The sequence below is a fragment of the Streptomyces ficellus genome, from assembly GCF_030406405.1.
In the GTDB taxonomy this organism is placed as follows: domain Bacteria; phylum Actinomycetota; class Actinomycetes; order Streptomycetales; family Streptomycetaceae; genus Streptomyces; species Streptomyces ficellus_B.
Genome location: NZ_JAUEPL010000013.1, coordinates 69442 through 86549 on the forward strand (window position 1 = coordinate 69442; position 17108 = coordinate 86549).

The window sequence follows — 17108 nt, forward strand, 5'->3', positions numbered from 1 at the left end:
TCGGTTCAGTCCCTCCAGACGGGAGGCGGGCCCGCGAGCTGCGGCTGTCCGTCGTCCTTCTTGGCCGGGTCGACCTGCTGCGCCTTGGGGTCGTACGGCTTGACGGGCGGCGCCTCGATGGAGCCGTCCGGCTGGATCTTGGGCAGGGTCTGCTGCGGCTTGGGCAGCAGGGCGCGCTTGAGGTCCTGGTTGCCCTCGTCGTCGAGTCCGTACAGGGCGTCGTAGATGTTGCGTACGGCGGGACCGGAGGCGCCGGAGCCCGTACCACCCTGGGAGATCGTCATGACGATGGTGAACTCGTCGGTGTACGTGGCGAACCACGACGTCGTCTGCTTGCCGTAGACCTGGGCGGTGCCGGTCTTGGCGCGCATCGGGATCTTGTCCTGCGGCCAGCCGCCGAACCGCCAGGCGGCGGTGCCGCCGGGCTCGACGACGGAGCGCAGGCCCTTGTCGAGGTCGCTGATGGTCTCTGCGTCGACGGGCAGCCTGCCGTGGGGCTTGGGCTTGATCTCCTCGATCCTCTTGCCGTCCGGGCTGATCACGGCCTTGCCGAGGGTGGGGTTGTAGAGGGTGCCGCCGTTGCTGATGGCGGCGTAGGCGGTGGCCAGCTGGATGGGGGTGATGAGCACGTCGCCCTGGCCGATGGCGAAGTTGATGCTGTCGAAGGCCTTCAGCTGGTTGCCTTCGAGGCAGCTCTCATAGGCGATCTGCTCGACGTAGCTGCCGCCCTTCTTGCCCTGCTTGCACCAGGCGTCCTTGTTGGCTTCCCAGAAGGCCTGCTTCCAGTGGCGGTCGGGGATGCGGCCCTTGACCTCGTTGGGCAGGTCGATGCCGGTCTCGGAGCCGAAGCCGAAGTCGTGCGCGGTCCGGTAGAACCAGTCGTTGGCGTTCTTCTTCGGCTTGAGGCCGCCGTCGCGCTGCCACTCCTCGTGGCCGAGACGGTAGAAGACGGTGTTGCAGGAGAACTTGAGGGCATCGCCGAGGGAGATGGGGCCGTGCCCCTTGGACTCGAAGTTCGCGAAGCTCCGGCCGCCGAGGCTGTAGGAGCTGCTGCAGTTGTAGCGGCCGTCGAAGGGGTTGCCGGCCCGCACGGCCGCGCTCGCCGACACCACCTTGAACACGGAGCCGGCGGGGGCCTGGCCCTGGATGGCCCGGTTGAGCAGCGGGTAGTTGGAGTTCTTGTCGGTGAGCCTGGCGTAGTCCTTGGCGGAGATGCCGCCGATCCAGGCGTTGGGGTCGTAGTCGGGCTGGGAGGCCATCGCGACGACGCGGCCGGTCTTGGACTCCATGACGACGACGGCGCCCGCGTCGGCCTTGTACGGGCGGCCGGTGATCTTGTCGGTCTCCTTCCGGACGGTCTTCATCGCCTGGTGGAGCTCGTACTCGGCGACGGCCTGGACCCGGGCGTCGATGCTGGTGACGACGTTGGAGCCGGGCACGCCCGGGTCGGCCTCCACCTGGCCCATGACCCGGCCCAGGTTGTCGACCTCGTAGCGGGTCACCCCGGCCTTGCCGCGCAGCGCCTTGTCGTACGTGCGCTCCAGTCCGGAGCGGCCGACCATGTCGGAGCGGAGGAACGGCGAGTCGGTGTCCTTGGCCTTCTCGATCTCCTCGTCGGTGACGGGCGAGAGGTAGCCGAGGACCTGCGCGGTGCGGGCGCCGCCGGGTGCGGTGTAGCGGCGTACGGCGGTGGGTTCGGCGGTGATGCCGGGGAAGTCCTCGGCACGCTCGCGGATCTGCAGGGCCTGCTGGGTGGTGGCGTCGTCGGTGACCGGGATGGGCTGGAAGGGTGAGCCGTTCCAGCAGGGCTGGGGCGTCTTGGAGTCGCAGAGGCGGACCTTGTCCATGACCTCCTTGGGCTTCATCCCGAGGACGCCGGCGAGCCGGGTGAGGACGCCCTTGCCGTCGTCCTTCATCTTCATCAGCTCGGTACGGGACGCGGAGACGACGAGCCGGGTCTCGTTGTCGGCGAGGGGGACGCCGCGGGCGTCGAGGATGGAGCCGCGGACGGCCGGCTCGACGACCTGCTGGACGTGGTTGTTCTTCGCCTCGTCCGTGTACTCCTTGCCCTGCCGGATCTGGAGGTACCACAGGCGGCCGCCGAGGGTGAGCAGCAGGGAGAAGACCAGGACCTGGATGACGATCAGCCGGATCTGGACCCTGGGGGTCCGCCCGGTCTCGGGGATGTTGCTCATGACGCGGTTGCCCCCTCGGTCACAGTCGCTTGACGCCCTTGATGCGTCCGGCCCGTGCCGCCCGGTTGCGGGCGGCCTTCACGCGCAGTCCGCTGCGCTGGGTGCCGATCCTGAGGCCGGTGCCGCTCGCCACGAAGCCCGAGGCGACATCGGTGCCGGCGCCGGTGGTGTCGGCGAGCGGATCGTTCTCGGCGCGTCTGGCAAGCGCCATGATCAGCGGCACGGTGAAGGGCGCGAGGAGCAGGTCGTAGATCACGGCGGTGAGCAGCAGCGAGACCAGGCCGACGTGGCGGGCGGCGGTGTCGCCGACGAGGGCGCCGACGCCGGCGTACAGCAGGGTGGAGCCGACGGCCGCGACGACCACCATGACCATGGGGCCGGTGGCGGAGCGCACCTGGCCGTTCTCCGGCTTGGCGAGGCCCACGAGGTAGCCGATGACGCACAGGACCAGGGCGTACCGGCCGGCGGCGTGGTCGGCGGGCGGGGCGAGGTCGGCGAGCAGCCCGGCGCCGAAGCCGATCAGGGCGCCGCTGACGTGCCCGTACACCAGGGCGAGCCCGACGACGACGAGCAGGAGCAGGTCGGGGACGGCGCCGGGCAGCTGGAGGCGGGCCAGGATCGAGACCTGGACGACGAGGGCGACGACGACGAGGGTGGTGGAGAGCAGGATCCGGTTGAAGCGCATGGTCTTAGTCCACCCCCGGTTCGCCGCTGGCCGGTGCGCTCGGTGAGCCGCTGGGCGACCCGGCCGGGGACGGGGTCACCGTGACCGTGACGGTCGGCTCGGGCGTGGGCCTGGGCGGCAGGACGGTGTCGCGCGGGTCGGTGCGCGGGGCCTGGACGACGACCCCGACGATGTCGAGCTTGCTGAAGCCGACGTACGGGCGGACGAAGACGTTCCGGGTGAGGTTGCCGGTGGAGGGGTCGACGCGGACCACCTCGCCGACCGGGACGCCGGGCACGAACGGCTTGTCGGCCTGCGAGCCGAAGGTGACGAGCCGGTCGCCGGGCCTGACCTTGGCCTTGCCGTTGAGGAGCTGCACGGTCAGCGGGCGGTCGCCCTGGCCGGTGGCGAAGCCGAGCTCGTCGGACTTCTCCATGCGGGTGCCGACAGTGAAGTCGGGGTCGTTGGCGAGCAGCACGGTGGCGGTGCTGGGCCCGACGGTGGTGACGCGGCCGACGAGCCCGTCGCCGTTGATGACGGTCATGTCCCGCCGGATGCCGTCGTTGGAGCCGGCGTCGATGGTGACGGTCCAGGAGAAGCCCTGGGCGGCGCCTATGGCGATGACCTCGGCGGCCTTGATGCCGTACTGGCCGCTGCCGGCCTTCTTCAGCAGGTTGTCGAGTTCGCGTACGCGGCTGCGGTTGCGCTCGTCGCTGCCGAGCTTGGCCTTGAGCGCCGCGTTCTCGCGTTCCAGCCGCGCGATGCGGCTGTGGCGTTCGCCCGAGTCCCGTACGGCCCCGATGGCGTTGCCGATCGGGTTGACCGCGGACGCGACGCTGTTCTCGACCGGGCCGAAGACAGTGGCGGCGGCCCGCCGGGCGCCGTCGACGGGTGACTCCTCGCCGCCGCGGATGTCCACCGTGATCAGCGCGAACGCGACGGCGACCAGCAGCACCAGGAGTAGCCGGCTCTCTCGTGTGTCCCTCACGTGGGGCGGCCGTGCCCTTCCTCGTAGGAAACTCGTACGAATGTCTGTGCCGTTATACCAACCGGATCGACCGGGTCAACGATCAGCCGTACGGGTCCGGCAGCACCCGTACGGCTGACCTGTGCGGCATCGCTACCGGCGGGGCTGGGCGTCCAGCACCTGCTGGAGCGCCTCGAACTCCTCGACGCACTTGCCCGACCCGAGCGCCACCGAGTCCAGCGGGTCCTCGGCGATGTGGATCGGCATGCCGGTCTCCCGGCGCAGCCGCTCGTCGAGGCCGCGCAGCAGGGCGCCGCCACCCGTGAGAACGATGCCCCGGTCCATGACGTCACCGGACAGCTCCGGCGGGCACTTGTCGAGGGTCGTCTTCACCGCGTCGACGATCGCGTTGACCGGCTCCTCGATCGCCTTGCGGACCTCGGCGGCCGAGATGACGACCGTCTTCGGGAGCCCGGAGACCAGGTCCCGGCCGCGGATCTCGGTGTGCTCGTCGGTCTCCAGGTCGAACGCCGAACCGATGGTGATCTTGATCTGCTCGGCGGTGCGCTCACCGAGAAGGAGGCTGTACTCCTTCTTGATGTGCTGGATGATCGCGTTGTCCAGCTCGTCGCCGGCCACCCGGATGGACTGTGCCGTGACGATTCCGCCGAGCGAGATGACGGCGACCTCGGTGGTGCCGCCACCGATGTCGACGACCATGTTGCCGGTGGCCTCGTGGACCGGGAGGCCGGAGCCGATGGCGGCGGCCATGGGCTCCTCGATGATGTGCACCTGGCGTGCCCCTGCCTGGGTGGACGCCTCGATGACGGCGCGGCGCTCGACGCCGGTGATGCCGGAGGGCACACAGACGACGACCCGGGGGCGTGCCAGATAGCGACGCTTATGGATCTTGAGGATGAAGTAGCGGAGCATGCGCTCGGTGATTTCGAAGTCGGCGATCACGCCGTCCTTCAGTGGCCGCACGGCGACGATGTTGCCGGGGGTCCGGCCGATCATCTTCTTCGCTTCGGCGCCGACCGCCAGGATGCCACCGGTGTTGGTGTTGATGGCGACGACGGACGGCTCGTTGAGGACGATGCCGCGACCCCTGACGTACACCAGCGTGTTGGCGGTCCCGAGGTCGACAGCCATGTCACGGCCGATGAACGACATTGAGTTCCCCTTGTTTCCCATGAGGATGCGTCGGGCCTTCCCAATTAGAGCGTTGACGGCTTCTCAGGTCGGCGAGGTGGGTGGTGTGGCGCGGAGATTCACATCGTAGTGCCGCCTGCGCCGACACGGCGCGGTGGCCCGCCTCTGTATAGGTGACGACGTGTCGGAGCGATGCGTTCCCGGTCGGGGCGTTCATATGCCGAAGGGCGACCGAAATTCCTTCGGTCGCCCCAGGTCATGAGCGCTGTATGGCTGACAGCAGGTCAGCCGATGCCCGGGAAGAAAATCTTGAGTTCCCGAATGGCGGACTCCTCGGAGTCCGAGGCGTGGATCAGGTTCTCCCGGACGATGGTGCCGTAGTCGCCACGGATGGAGCCGGGCGCTGCGGCGATCGGGTCAGTGGGACCCGCCAGCCGGCGTACACCCTCGATGACCCGCTCACCCTCGACGACCATCGCGACGACCGGCCCGGATGACATGAACGCGACCAGCGGCTCATAGAACGGCTTGCCCTTGTGCTCGCCGTAGTGCTGCTCGAGCGTCTCCTGGTCCAGCTCGCGCAGCTCCAGCGCGGTGATGGTCCAGCCGGCCTTGCGCTCGATACGACCGATGATCTCGCCGATCAGGGCGCGGCGTACGGCGTCGGGCTTGAGAAGGACGAGCGTGCGCTGGGTCATGTGTGACGGCTCCTTGCAGGCAACGTGGTGCGGTGAGGTGAGGCTACAGGGGCCATCCGGCCCAACATCACGGACCCTCGGGCCCGGATTCACTCCGGCTGCGCCGCCCATCTGGCCTTGGCCTCGTCGATCTTGCGACCGAAGTGGACCGACGCCCACCACAGCCCCGCGAAGACCGCGCCCAGGACGAACATGGCCGGCACCACGAACCCGCTCAGGATCAGCGCCCCCTGGAGCGCCCAGCCGAGCTGTATCCCGCCCGGCCGGGTGATCATGCCGCAGAGCAGCACGCTCAGGGCCATCAGGACACCGCACACCGTCCAGACCGTGCCCATCGCCAGAGCGTCGTCCTTCATGGCCACCAGCCCGGCGAAGCCGATCACGAAGAACTCGCCGATCAGTGTGGACGCGCAGAGCGTACGCATCGAGAAACCTCAGCCCTTTCCGAGCAGCAGCCGGGCCTCGCCGACCGTGATCACCGAACCCGTCACGAGGACGCCCGCCCCCGCGAACTCGTCCTCCTCCTCCGCCAGAGTGATGGCCGCCTCCAGCGCGTCCGGCAGACGCGGCTCGACGACCACCCGCTCGTCGCCGAAGACCTCCACGGCGATCGCGGCCAGCTCGTCCGCGTCCATCGCGCGCGGGGTGGAGTTCCGCGTGACGACGACCTCCGCCAGGATCGGCTCGAACGCCTCCAGCAGCCCCCGTACGTCCTTGTCACCGCTGGTACCGACCACGCCCACCAGGCGCGAGAAGCCGAACGCCTCGCTGATGCCCTCGGCCGTCGCCCGGGCGCCCGCCGGGTTGTGCGCGGCGTCCAGCACCACGGTCGGGCTGCGCCGCACCACCTCCAGGCGGCCCGGCGAGAGCACCGCGGCGAACGCCCTGCGCACGGTGTCCACGTCCAGCGTGCGCGCGGCCTCGGCGCCCACACCGAAGAACGCCTCCACCGCCGCCAGCGCCACCGCCGCGTTGTGCGCCTGGTGCGCGCCGTACAGCGGGAGGAAGATCTCCTCGTACTCACCGCCGAGCCCGCGCAGCGTCAGCAGCTGCCCGCCGACCGCGACCTCGCGCGAGACGACGCCGAACTCCATGCCCTCGCGGGCCACCGTCGCGTCCACCTCGACGGCCTTCTTCAGCATCACCTGCGCCGCGTCCACCGGCTGCTGCGCCAGGACGACGGTCGCGCCCTCCTTGATGATCCCGGCCTTCTCGCCGGCGATCTCGGCGTGCGTGGAGCCGAGCCGGTCCGTGTGGTCCAGGGAGATGGGCGTGACGACCGCGACCGAGCCGTCGATCACGTTCGTCGCGTCCCAGCTGCCGCCCATGCCGACCTCGACGACCGCCACGTCCACCGGCGCGTCCGCGAACGCGGCGTACGCCATGCCCGTGAGCACCTCGAAGAAGGACAGCCGGTAGTCCTGCGAGGCGTCGACCATCTCCACGTACGGCTTGATGTCCTGGTACGTCTCGATGAACCGCTCGTGCGTGATGGGCGCGCCGTCGAGGCTGATCCGCTCGGTGATCGACTGGACGTGCGGCGAGGTGTACCGCCCGGTGCGCAGGTCGAACGCGGACAGCAGGGCCTCGATCATGCGGGCGGTGGAGGTCTTGCCGTTGGTGCCGGTGATGTGGATCGAGGGGTACGCGCGCTGCGGCTCGCCCAGCACGTCCATCAGCGCCGCGATCCGCGACACGGACGGCTCCAGCTTGGTCTCGCCCCAGCGGGTCGCGAGCTCCTGCTCCACCTCCCGCAGCGCCTTGTCCACCTCCGGGTCGGCGGGCCGCCCGGGCACGGCGTCGCTGGCCTGCGGCGGACCGGCCTGCGCACGCAACGTACGGCTGCCGGCCTCGATCACCGCCAGGTCGGGGTCTCTGTCGGTCTCGGCTTCCACGATCTCGTCGAAGTCGTCGCTGTCGCTGGACGGGGGGAGCTCACTCACAGGGCCAGTCTACGGAGTACGGCCGAGGCCCCCGCCGGAGCGGGGGCCTCGGTGCGTTACGCCTGCGGCAGGTTCGCCAGCTGGTTCTGGATACGGGCGATGTCCTCGTCCGCCTTCGCCAGGCGCGTACGGATCTTCGCGACGACGTGGTCCGGCGCCTTGGCGAGGAACGCCTCGTTGCCGAGCTTGGCGTGCGCCTGCTGGCGCTCCTTCTCCGCCGCCGCCAGGTCCTTCGCCAGGCGCTTGCGCTCGGCCGCCACGTCGATGGTGCCCGACAGGTCGAGCGCGACCGTGGCGCCCGCGACCGGCAGGGAGGCGGTGGCGTGGAAGCCCTCGCCCTCCGGCTGGAGGCGCAGCAGCTGGCGGATGGCGGGCTCGTGCGGCGCCAGCGCCGTTCCCGCGAGGTCGAGGCGGGCCGGGACCTTCTGGCCGGGCTGGAGGCCCTGGTCGGAGCGGAAGCGGCGGACCTCGGTGACGACCCGCTGGACGAGCTCGATCTCGCGCTCGGCGGCCTCGTCACGGAAGCCGGAGTCGGCCGGCCAGTCGGCGACGACGAGCGACTCCTTGCCGGTGAGCGAGGTCCACAGCGTCTCGGTGACGAACGGGACCACCGGGTGCAGCAGCCGCAGCGTCACGTCCAGGACCTCGCCCAGCACGCGGGCGGAGACCTTGGCGGGCTCGCCACCGCCGAAGAACGTGGTCTTCGACAGCTCGACGTACCAGTCGAAGACCTCGTCCCAGGCGAAGTGGTACAGCGCGTCGGAGAGCTTCGCGAACTGGAAGTCCTCGTAGTACGCGTCGACTTCGGCGACCGTGGCGTTGAGCCGCGACAGGATCCACCGGTCGGTGGCGGACATCTCGGACGGCTCCGGCAGCGGGCCCTCCACCGTGGCGCCGTTCATCAGCGCGAAGCGAGTGGCGTTCCAGATCTTGTTGGCGAAGTTGCGGGACGCCTGGACCCAGTCCTCGCCGATCGGGACGTCGGTGCCGGGGTTGGCGCCACGGGCCAGGGTGAAGCGGACGGCGTCGGAGCCGTAGGCGTCCATCCAGTCCAGCGGGTCGACCACGTTGCCGAAGGACTTCGACATCTTCTTGCCGCGCTCGTCACGGACCAGGCCGGTCAGCGCGATCGTCTTGAACGGAACCTCGCCGTCCATCGCGTACAGGCCGAACATCATCATCCGGGCGACCCAGAAGAAGATGATGTCGTGGCCGGTCAGCAGGACATCGGTCGGATAGAACTTCTTGAGGTCCGCGGTCTGCTCCGGCCAGCCGAGCGTGGAGAAGGGCCACAGGCCGGAGGAGAACCAGGTGTCGAGGACGTCGGTGTCCTGCGTCCAGCCCTCGCCGGTGGGAGCCTCGTCGTCCGGTCCGGCGCAGACGACCTCGCCGTTCGGCCCGTACCAGACCGGGATGCGGTGGCCCCACCACAACTGGCGCGAGATGCACCAGTCGTGCATGTTGTCGACCCAGTCGAAGTACCGCTTCGACATGTCCTCCGGGTGGATCTTCACCCGGCCGTCGCGGACGGCGTCACCGGCGGCCTTCGCCAGCGGCTCGACCTTGACCCACCACTGCATCGACAGGCGCGGCTCGATGGTGGTCTTGCAGCGCGAGCAGTGCCCGACGGAGTGGAGGTACGGACGCTTCTCGGCGACGATCCGGCCCTGCGAGCGCAGTGCGCCGACGACCGTGCTGCGCGCCTCGAACCGGTCCAGGCCCTGGAAGGGGCCGTGGACGGTGATGACCCCGCGCTCATCCATGATCGTCATGGACTCCAGGCCGTGGCGCTGGCCGATCGCGAAGTCGTTGGGGTCGTGCGCGGGGGTCACCTTGACGGCGCCGGTGCCGAACTCGGGGTCGACGTGCGTGTCGGCGACGACCGGGATGGTGCGGTCGGTCAGGGGCAGCTTGATGCGCTTGCCGACGAGGTGCTGGTACCGCTCGTCGTCCGGGTGGACGGCGACCGCGGTGTCACCGAGCATCGTCTCGGCGCGGGTGGTCGCGACGACGAGCGTCTCGTCGCCCTCGCCGTACCGGATGGAGACGAGCTCGCCGTCGTCCTCCTGGTACTCCACCTCGATGTCCGAGATGGCGGTCAGGCAGCGCGGGCACCAGTTGATGATGCGCTCGGCGCGGTAGATCAGCTCGTCGTCGTACAGCCGCTTGAAGATGGTCTGGACGGCCTTGGACAGGCCCTCGTCCATGGTGAACCGCTCGCGCGACCAGTCGACCCCGTCGCCGAGGCGGCGCATCTGGCCGAGGATCTTGCCGCCGTACTCCTCCTTCCACTGCCACACGCGCTCGACGAACTCCTCGCGCCCCAGGTCGTGGCGGGACTTGCCCTCCTCGGCGAGCTGCTGCTCGACCTTGTTCTGGGTGGCGATGCCGGCGTGGTCCATGCCGGGCAGCCACAGCGCCTCGTATCCCTGCATCCGCTTGCGGCGGGTGAGGGCGTCCATGAGCGTGTGCTGGAAGGCGTGGCCCAGGTGGAGGCTGCCGGTGACGTTCGGCGGCGGGATGACGATGGTGTACGGGGGCTTCTCGCTCTTCGCGTCGGCCGTGAAGTAACCGCGCTCTACCCAGCGCTCGTACAGCTTCCCCTCTACCTCGGCCGGCGCGTACTGGGTCGGCAGTTCGGGGACGGATGCTGGCTGCTGCTGAGTGTTCTCGGTCACGGGCCCAGTTTAGAGGTGTCACAGGGCCGTACTGAAACGGGAATCTTCCGTAACGGTGTGACCCCCGCCGTCCCGCGAGACCGGGGTCTCGGCCAGGATGTCAGGAACGCATAAGCATTCGGAGGGGACCCCTTAATGAGTCACAACCAGCCGGGCCCGTACGGCGGACAGCCCCAGCAGCCCGGGCCGTACGGCCAGCCGGGCCCCTACGGCCAGCAGCCGCAGGCGCCCCAGCCCGGCTATGGCTACCCCCAGCAGCCCCCCCCCGCCGGGCGTGCCGCAGCAGGGCTACGGCCACCCGCAGCAGCCCGGCCCCTACGGCCAGCCCCCGCAGCAGCCCCCCTACGGCGCGGGCCCCGGCGCCTACCCGCCGCCGCCCCCGCCGGCCTCGGGCGGCGGCAAGAAGACGGCCCTCATCCTCGGCGCGGTCGCGGTGGTGGCGGCGATCGGCGTGGGCGCGTACTTCGTGTTCGGGGGCGGCGGCAGCGCCATCGCGGACGACGGCCCGCACAAGCTGGTGACGCCGGAGACGGTGCTCGGGGAGTACAAGAAGAACGCGGGTGGCGAGAGCGGTTCGTCGTCCGATGACGACTTCAAGGACGCCGAGAAGTGGGGGGTGAAGAACGCCAAGGAGGTCGAGGCGGCCTACCAGTCCGGCGACGAGAGCAACCCCTTCGCGTCCAAGATGCTGCAGTTCGGTGGCGTCTACGGGGATATCGAGGACCCGGAGAAGGTGGTGGACGCCTTCTTCGCGCACATCAAGTCGGAGAGCGAGAAGGAGCCGGACGCCGAGGGGAAGCTCGTCGGCAGCCCGCAGACCTACGAGCCGGCGGGTCTGGAGAACGCCGTCCTGAAGTGCCAGCAGCTCAAGGGCGATACAGGCGCCTCGGCCGGCGAGGGCCCCAAGGACGTGACGCTCACCGTGTGCGTCTGGGGCGACCACAGCACTGTGGGAGTCGTCATGCCGATCGACATGGCGGGCGCCCTCACCGGCAAGGGCGGCGACCCGGCGGCAGCCGCGGAGACGGCCGCCAAGCTCCGCAAGGAAGTCCGCGTCAAGGTGTGACGAAGCACGCGGAAGGGCGCCCGCCGGTTCGGTGAACCAGCGGGCGCCCTTCGCGTTCTGGTGGCTGTCAGGCCGACTTCTCGTGGCGGCCCGGGTCCTTGACGACCCTGGGAACCAGCGTCGGGTTGACGTTGTTGTGGACGACGTCCTCCGTGATGACCACGCGGGCCACGTCCTTGCGGGACGGGACCTCGTACATCACGGACATCAGGACCTCTTCCATGATGGCGCGCAGGCCGCGCGCGCCCGTGCCGCGCAGGATGGCCTGGTCGGCGATGGCCTCCAGGGCCGGGCGGTCGAAGTCCAGTTCCACGCCGTCGAGTTCGAAGAGGCGCTGGTACTGCTTGACCAGCGCGTTGCGCGGCTCGACGAGGATCTTCAGCAGCGCCTCGCGGTCCAGGTTGTGCACGGAGGTGATGACCGGCAGACGGCCGATGAATTCGGGGATCATGCCGAACTTGACCAGGTCCTCCGGCATGACCTCCTGGAACTGGTCGCTCGCCTCGATCTCGCGCTTGGAGCGGATCGTCGCGCCGAAGCCGATGCCCTTCGCGCCCGCCCGTGACTCGATGATCTTCTCCAGGCCGGCGAAGGCACCGCCCACGATGAACAGGACGTTCGTCGTGTCGATCTGGATGAACTCCTGGTGCGGGTGCTTGCGGCCGCCCTGCGGGGGCACCGAAGCCGTCGTGCCCTCCAGGATTTTGAGCAGGGCCTGCTGGACGCCCTCACCCGACACATCGCGTGTGATGGACGGGTTCTCGCTCTTGCGGGCGACCTTGTCGATCTCGTCGATGTAGATGATGCCCGTCTCGGCCTTCTTGACGTCGTAGTCGGCGGCCTGGATGAGCTTCAGCAGGATGTTCTCGACGTCCTCGCCGACATATCCCGCCTCTGTCAGCGCCGTCGCGTCGGCGATGGCGAACGGGACGTTGAGCATACGGGCGAGGGTCTGGGCCAGGAGCGTCTTGCCGGAGCCGGTGGGGCCCAGCAACAGGATGTTGGACTTGGCGAGTTCGATCGCGTCGTCCCGGCCCTGCGCGCCGCCGTTCTCGCCGGCCTGTACGCGCTTGTAGTGGTTGTACACCGCGACCGACAGGGCCTTCTTCGCGGGCTCCTGCCCGACGACGTACCCCTCGAGGAACTCGTAGATCTCGCGCGGCTTGGGAAGTTCCTCCCACCGCACCTCGGAGGTCTCGGCGAGCTCTTCCTCGATGATCTCGTTGCAGAGGTCGATGCACTCGTCGCAGATGTAGACACCGGGGCCTGCGATGAGCTTCTTCACCTGCTTCTGGCTCTTTCCGCAGAACGAGCACTTGAGCAGGTCGCCGCCATCACCGATGCGTGCCACGAGGTGCTTCCCCTTCGCCTGGGAGCGGCTTGGTTCAGCCGGCTCCTGGTGCCTCATATTCGACGGTACCTTGCCGGGCCCCCGATTCGGGCCCCCCTTGGCACGGTTCACACCGTGCCAAGGGAAGGTAGGGCGTCAGGCTGCCGCCGCGGCGGTGCTCTTGCGGGTGGACACGATCTGGTCCACCAGGCCGTACGCGAGGGCGTCCTCGGCCGTGAGGATCTTGTCGCGCTCGATGTCGTCGCGGATCTTCTCGATCGGCTGGGTGGAGTGCTTGGCCAGCATCTCCTCCAGCTGCGTACGCATACGCAGGATCTCGTTGGCCGCGATCTCCAGGTCGGAGAGCTGCTCGCGGCCGGTGCCGCCGGACGGCTGGTGGATCAGCACGCGGGCGTTGGGCAGGGCCATCCGCTTGCCGGGGGTGCCGGCGGCGAGCAGGACCGCCGCGGCCGAGGCCGCCTGGCCCATGCACACGGTCTGGATGTCCGGCTTCACGAACTGCATCGTGTCGTAGATGGCGGTCAGCGCGGTGAAGGAGCCACCGGGGCTGTTGATGTAGATCGAGATGTCACGGTCCGGGTCCATCGACTCCAGGCACAGCAGCTGCGCCATGACGTCGTTGGCGGACGCGTCGTCGATCTGCACGCCCAGGAAGATCACGCGCTCTTCGAAGAGCTTCGCGTACGGGTCGTACTCGCGCACGCCCTGGGAGGTGCGCTCGACGAAGCGCGGGACGACGTACCGGTTGTCCACCTGCGGGCCGGTGTAGAGGCCGCTCGCGGAGAAGTTGCTCATGGGGTGTTCACCATCCTGGTGGCGTTCAGCGGGGCTGGGGGCTGGGGCGGTACCGGCTCAGGCGCCGGTGCCGCCACCGCCCGGAACGCCCGCGGCGGCAGACATGATGTCGTCGATCAGGCCGTACTCCTTGGCCTCTTCCGCGGTGAACCAGCGGTCACGGTCGCCGTCGCGGATGATCGTCTCCACGGTCTGACCGGAGTGGCGCGCGGTGATCTCGGCCATGCGCCTCTTCGTACGGAGAAGGTACTCGGCCTGGATCTTGATGTCCGAGGCGGTGCCGCCGATGCCGGCGGAGCCCTGGTGCATCAGGATGTCGGTGTTCGGCAGTGCGAAGCGCTTGCCGGTGCTGCCGCCGGTCAGCAGGAACTGGCCCATGGAGGCCGCCATGCCCATACCGATGGTGACGACGTCATTGGGGATGTACTGCATGGTGTCGTAGATGGCCATGCCGGCCGTCACCGAGCCACCGGGGCTGTTGATGTACAGATAAATGTCCTTGTCCGGGTCGGCGGCAAGGAGCAGCATCTGCGAAGTGATCTTGTTGGCGATCTCGTCGTCGACCTGCTGGCCGAGGAAGATGATGCGCTCGCCGAGCAGCCGGTTGTAGACATGGTCGCCGAGGCCACCACCGATGGACGGCTCACCCGCGGCGTAAGGCATCAGATTCGTCACGTATCCACCTGCTCGTCTCTGACGGCTCCGGCCGTCTCAGCGTCGTACGTACTGGGGGCGGGTACTCCCCTGCCCTCGTATTCATGGACCCTAACGCGCTGGTCGGCGGGCGCCATCCCGGTTCCCGAACTGTTCGCTGGGAGCGCAAGGTAGTTGGGTCCGCCGGGGGCCCGTCCGCACCCCGTACGGAGACGGGCCCGACCGCACGCGCAGTGCGGACCGGGCCCGTCTGAAGGCTCCTGCCGGGGCTTAGGCCTCGGGCTTGTCCTCGGACCGCTCCTCGGCCGCCGGGGCGTCCTCGGCGGAGGCCTCGACCGTCTCGGCGGTCTCGTCCTCGTCGTCGCTCAGGTCGACGTCCTCGCCGTTGGTGTCGACGACCTTGGCGGCCTCGACGACCACCGCGAGGGCCTTGCCGCGGGCGACCTCACCGACGAGCATCGGCACCTGGCCGCCCTCGACGACGGCCTTGGCGAACTGGTCGGGGCTCATGCCGGAGGAGGCCGCACGCCGCATGAGGTGCTCGGTGAGCTCCTCCTGGTTGACGTTGAGCTTCTCCTTGTTGACCAGCTCGTCCAGGATGAACTGGGTCTTGATGCCCTTGACCGCCTGCTCCCTGGTCTCGGCCTCGAACTCCTCGAGCGTCTTGCCCTGGAGCTCCAGGTACTTCTCGAGGGTCAGACCCATCTGACCGAGCTGGTGGTTGACCAGGTTGTGCTTGCGGGTGTTGACCTCGTCCTCGAGGAGCTTCTCGGGGATCGGCACCTCGGCGATCTTCAGCAGCTCGTCCAGGACGCGCTCCTGGGCCTGGGTGGCCTGGTCGTAGCGCTTCATGTTCTCCAGGCGCTTGCGGCTGTCGGCCTTCAGCTCCTCGAGGGTGTCGAACTCGGACGCCATCTGGGCGAAGTCGTCGTCGAGCTCGGGGAGCTCACGGGCCGCGACCTGGGTGACCTTGACGGTGACCTCGGCCTCCTTGCCCTCGGCGGAGCCGCCCTTGAGGGTGGAGGTGAAGGTGGCCTCGCCGCCGGCCTCCAGGCCGGTGACGGCCTCGTCGATGCCGTCGAGGAGCTCACCGGAGCCGATCGTGTACTGCACGCCGTTCGCGACGCCGTCCGGCAGGACCTCGCCGTCGACCTTGGCCTCCAGGTCGATCGTCACGACGTCACCCTCGGCGGCGGGGCGCTCGACCGGGTTGGTGGAGGCGAAGCGGTCGCGCAGCTGCTCCACGGACTTCTCGACGTCCTCGTCGGTGACCTCGACGGTGTCGACCGTGACCTCGATGCCGGAGTAGTCCGGGATCTCGATGGTCGGCCGGATGTCGACCTCGGCGGTGAAGGCCAGCAGCTCGCCGTCCTTCAGCTCGGTGATGTCGACCTCGGGCTGGCCCAGCGGGTTCACCTCGGCCTCGTTGACCGCCTCGGTGTAGAACTTCGGGAGGGCGTCGTTGACGGCCTCCTCCAGCACCGCACCACGGCCGAACCGCTGGTCGATGACGCGCGCGGGGATCTTGCCCTTGCGGAAGCCCTTCACCGTGACCTGCTGGTTGATCTTCTTGTACGCCGCGTCGAGGCTGTCCTTGAGCTCCTCGAAGGGCACCTCGACAGTGAGCCGAACCCGGGTCGGGTTCAGGGTCTCCACGGCGCTCTTCACGGTTCGGTCTCCTTGGTGGCTGATTCTTGGATTCTGCCGGAGCCCGCTTGGTCAGCGGCTTCCGGCGGATTCGGCCCGGTCAGAGAGACACACGGGCACGCAGCTTGCATAGTAACCGCAAGCGGGATGAGGCCCACAATGTGATCTTGGTTGCGCGCGCGGTCCGGCGCTCGTGGCGTGGTCGGGGTGGCGGGATTTGAACCCACGGCCTTCCGCTCCCAAAGCGGACGCGCTACCAAGCTGCGCCACACCCCGTCGGTGCGACACGTAGGGTACATGGCCGCGGGCGGTACGTCGGGACGTTTTGGGGGCGTGCGGCGACCGGCCCGGACCCGCTACGATGCTCTTCGTGCCCGCGGCCCACGTGACCTGCGGTGCACTGCTTGCGGGCGTAGCTCAATGGTAGAGCCCTAGTCTTCCAAACTAGCTACGCGGGTTCGATTCCCGTCGCCCGCTCCACATGGCTCAGGGCCAGGTCAGAGGTTAATCCTCCAGCCTGGCCCTGATGCGTTTCGGATCTTCGTTCAGTCCTGCGTGCCCGCTGCGTGCCCGTTCGCATCGAACGTCGTGCTTTAACGGGCAGGTCAACAGACTGCCCGACGCGCCGGAAGCTTACGGGGCCATGATCTCTCGCCCCATGGCAGCTCCCGCCCAAAGCCGCTCCACCGACCTCAGCTGATCTCCGCCCAAGGGCCGGTGGTCTCGTCCTTGGGCACCCAGAGCAGTGGTTGGCTCACACGGCAGTGCTCGTTCACTCCCTCGTCCCAGGGGAACCGCCCGTCCTTGTCCGGCCAGAACAGCTGAGTGATCGGCAGGGGCGGGGTCTGGTAGAAGTCGATGCCCGCGCCGAAGAAGTCGTGGTACCAGCTGGGATGCACGGGCCGGACCGCCACGTCGTAGCCATTGAGGACGTCCCCCCGGCGCTGGTCGGGCTCGAGTGGGTTCCCGTCCCGGATCGCTGCCCCAGCGGCGTTCGCCACGTTCATCGCGGTCTGCGAGGGCAGGCCGAACACGCTGACCTCTGGACTGCGCAGTGTGTGCCAGAGACCGATTGAGTAGCCCCAGTCGCCAGGGGCATCACCGCCAGCCACGCCCATGACGTGCCAACCGTAGTCCGCGACGTTCTTCGCGATGTGACGATCGCGTTCCTCCGACACGGGGCCGCCCCATTCGGTCGGGGCACAGAGCAGGCAGAAGCAAGGGGACTCGTCCATCCGAGGAGACTAGCCTTGCCCCCACTCACCGGGTTCTCTGGCCATGAGCTAGCCACGTGCCCC

The 17108-nt window shown here is 68.8% G+C and carries 14 protein-coding genes and 2 tRNA genes; 2 read left to right on the forward strand and 14 right to left on the reverse strand.

Annotated elements, in window-relative coordinates:
- Positions 1 to 5: 5 nt before the first annotated feature.
- The 8 genes from mrdA to QWM81_RS11785 form a co-directional block, all read right to left on the reverse strand.
- The gene (mrdA, locus tag QWM81_RS11750) at positions 6 to 2195 is read right to left on the reverse strand and encodes a penicillin-binding protein 2 (RefSeq protein ID WP_290111782.1); all 2190 of its coding nucleotides are present in this window, start codon (positions 2193 to 2195) and stop codon (positions 6 to 8) included.
- Positions 2196 to 2214: 19 nt separating this feature from the next.
- Complete coding sequence (gene mreD, locus QWM81_RS11755) at positions 2215 to 2880, reverse strand: rod shape-determining protein MreD (protein ID WP_290111783.1); 666 nt, start codon at positions 2878 to 2880, stop codon at positions 2215 to 2217.
- Positions 2881 to 2884: 4 nt separating this feature from the next.
- Entirely contained in the window at positions 2885 to 3847 is a 963-nt protein-coding gene (gene mreC / locus QWM81_RS11760) for a rod shape-determining protein MreC (protein WP_290111784.1), read from the reverse strand.
- A 132-nt stretch (positions 3848 to 3979) separates the two neighbouring features.
- Complete coding sequence (locus QWM81_RS11765) at positions 3980 to 4999, reverse strand: rod shape-determining protein (protein WP_031070458.1); 1020 nt, start codon at positions 4997 to 4999, stop codon at positions 3980 to 3982.
- A 263-nt stretch (positions 5000 to 5262) separates the two neighbouring features.
- Entirely contained in the window at positions 5263 to 5676 is a 414-nt protein-coding gene (gene ndk / locus QWM81_RS11770; protein ID WP_290111785.1) for a nucleoside-diphosphate kinase, read from the reverse strand.
- An 89-nt stretch (positions 5677 to 5765) separates the two neighbouring features.
- Positions 5766 to 6101 (reverse strand): DUF4233 domain-containing protein, encoded by a 336-nt coding sequence (locus QWM81_RS11775; RefSeq protein WP_290111786.1) that lies wholly within the window; start codon positions 6099 to 6101, stop codon positions 5766 to 5768.
- A 9-nt stretch (positions 6102 to 6110) separates the two neighbouring features.
- Positions 6111 to 7619 carry a bifunctional tetrahydrofolate synthase/dihydrofolate synthase gene (folC, locus tag QWM81_RS11780; protein WP_290111787.1) on the reverse strand — a complete coding sequence of 503 codons (1509 nt, stop codon included), beginning with the start codon at positions 7617 to 7619 and terminating at the stop codon, positions 6111 to 6113.
- Positions 7620 to 7675: 56 nt separating this feature from the next.
- The gene (locus tag QWM81_RS11785) at positions 7676 to 10297 is read right to left on the reverse strand and encodes a valine--tRNA ligase (protein WP_290111788.1); all 2622 of its coding nucleotides are present in this window, start codon (positions 10295 to 10297) and stop codon (positions 7676 to 7678) included.
- A gap of 241 nt (positions 10298 to 10538) precedes the next feature.
- Here QWM81_RS11785 and QWM81_RS11790 point away from each other — a divergent pair, with 241 nt between their 5' ends.
- Positions 10539 to 11363: a hypothetical protein gene (locus QWM81_RS11790; RefSeq protein WP_353938290.1), complete on the forward strand. Its 825-nt coding sequence runs from the start codon at positions 10539 to 10541 to the stop codon at positions 11361 to 11363.
- A gap of 67 nt (positions 11364 to 11430) precedes the next feature.
- Here the strand turns inward: QWM81_RS11790 and clpX are convergent, their stop codons facing one another.
- From clpX to QWM81_RS11815, 5 genes are all read right to left on the reverse strand, one after another.
- On the reverse strand, positions 11431 to 12714 hold the full coding sequence (clpX, locus tag QWM81_RS11795) for an ATP-dependent Clp protease ATP-binding subunit ClpX (protein ID WP_031070473.1): 1284 nt from the start codon (positions 12712 to 12714) through the stop codon (positions 11431 to 11433).
- Positions 12715 to 12849: 135 nt separating this feature from the next.
- A complete protein-coding gene (locus QWM81_RS11800) occupies positions 12850 to 13509 on the reverse strand; it encodes an ATP-dependent Clp protease proteolytic subunit (RefSeq protein WP_039946446.1) in 660 nt (219 codons plus the stop codon).
- Between the two features lie 57 nt (positions 13510 to 13566).
- Positions 13567 to 14184: an ATP-dependent Clp protease proteolytic subunit gene (locus QWM81_RS11805; RefSeq protein ID WP_290111789.1), complete on the reverse strand. Its 618-nt coding sequence runs from the start codon at positions 14182 to 14184 to the stop codon at positions 13567 to 13569.
- 249 nt (positions 14185 to 14433) lie between these two features.
- The gene (gene tig / locus QWM81_RS11810; RefSeq protein ID WP_290111790.1) at positions 14434 to 15831 is read right to left on the reverse strand and encodes a trigger factor; all 1398 of its coding nucleotides are present in this window, start codon (positions 15829 to 15831) and stop codon (positions 14434 to 14436) included.
- A gap of 178 nt (positions 15832 to 16009) precedes the next feature.
- Positions 16010 to 16086: transfer RNA gene (locus tag QWM81_RS11815), tRNA-Pro, on the reverse strand.
- A 130-nt stretch (positions 16087 to 16216) separates the two neighbouring features.
- On the opposite strand from QWM81_RS11815, the gene QWM81_RS11820 reads away from it, so the two are divergent.
- Positions 16217 to 16290: transfer RNA gene (locus QWM81_RS11820), tRNA-Gly, on the forward strand.
- A gap of 212 nt (positions 16291 to 16502) precedes the next feature.
- On the opposite strand, the gene QWM81_RS11825 is transcribed toward QWM81_RS11820, so the two are convergent.
- Positions 16503 to 17045: a DUF4262 domain-containing protein gene (locus tag QWM81_RS11825; protein WP_290111791.1), complete on the reverse strand. Its 543-nt coding sequence runs from the start codon at positions 17043 to 17045 to the stop codon at positions 16503 to 16505.
- Positions 17046 to 17108 lie beyond the last annotated feature (63 nt).

What these genes read in the sequence shown, in the direction of transcription:
- QWM81_RS11775 (WP_290111786.1), bottom strand. Translation starts at nt 6,101, where the DNA reads ATGCGTACGCTCTGCGCGTCCACACTGATCGGCGAGTTCTTCGTGATC.
- QWM81_RS11765 (WP_031070458.1), bottom strand. Translation starts at nt 4,999, where the DNA reads ATGTCGTTCATCGGCCGTGACATGGCTGTCGACCTCGGGACCGCCAAC.
- mreD (WP_290111783.1), bottom strand. Translation starts at nt 2,880, where the DNA reads ATGCGCTTCAACCGGATCCTGCTCTCCACCACCCTCGTCGTCGTCGCC.
- QWM81_RS11790 (WP_353938290.1), top strand. Translation starts at nt 10,539, where the DNA reads ATGGCTACCCCCAGCAGCCCCCCCCCGCCGGGCGTGCCGCAGCAGGGC.
- QWM81_RS11800 (WP_039946446.1), bottom strand. Translation starts at nt 13,509, where the DNA reads ATGAGCAACTTCTCCGCGAGCGGCCTCTACACCGGCCCGCAGGTGGAC.
- QWM81_RS11825 (WP_290111791.1), bottom strand. Translation starts at nt 17,045, where the DNA reads ATGGACGAGTCCCCTTGCTTCTGCCTGCTCTGTGCCCCGACCGAATGG.
- mrdA (WP_290111782.1), bottom strand. Translation starts at nt 2,195, where the DNA reads ATGAGCAACATCCCCGAGACCGGGCGGACCCCCAGGGTCCAGATCCGG.
- ndk (WP_290111785.1), bottom strand. Translation starts at nt 5,676, where the DNA reads ATGACCCAGCGCACGCTCGTCCTTCTCAAGCCCGACGCCGTACGCCGC.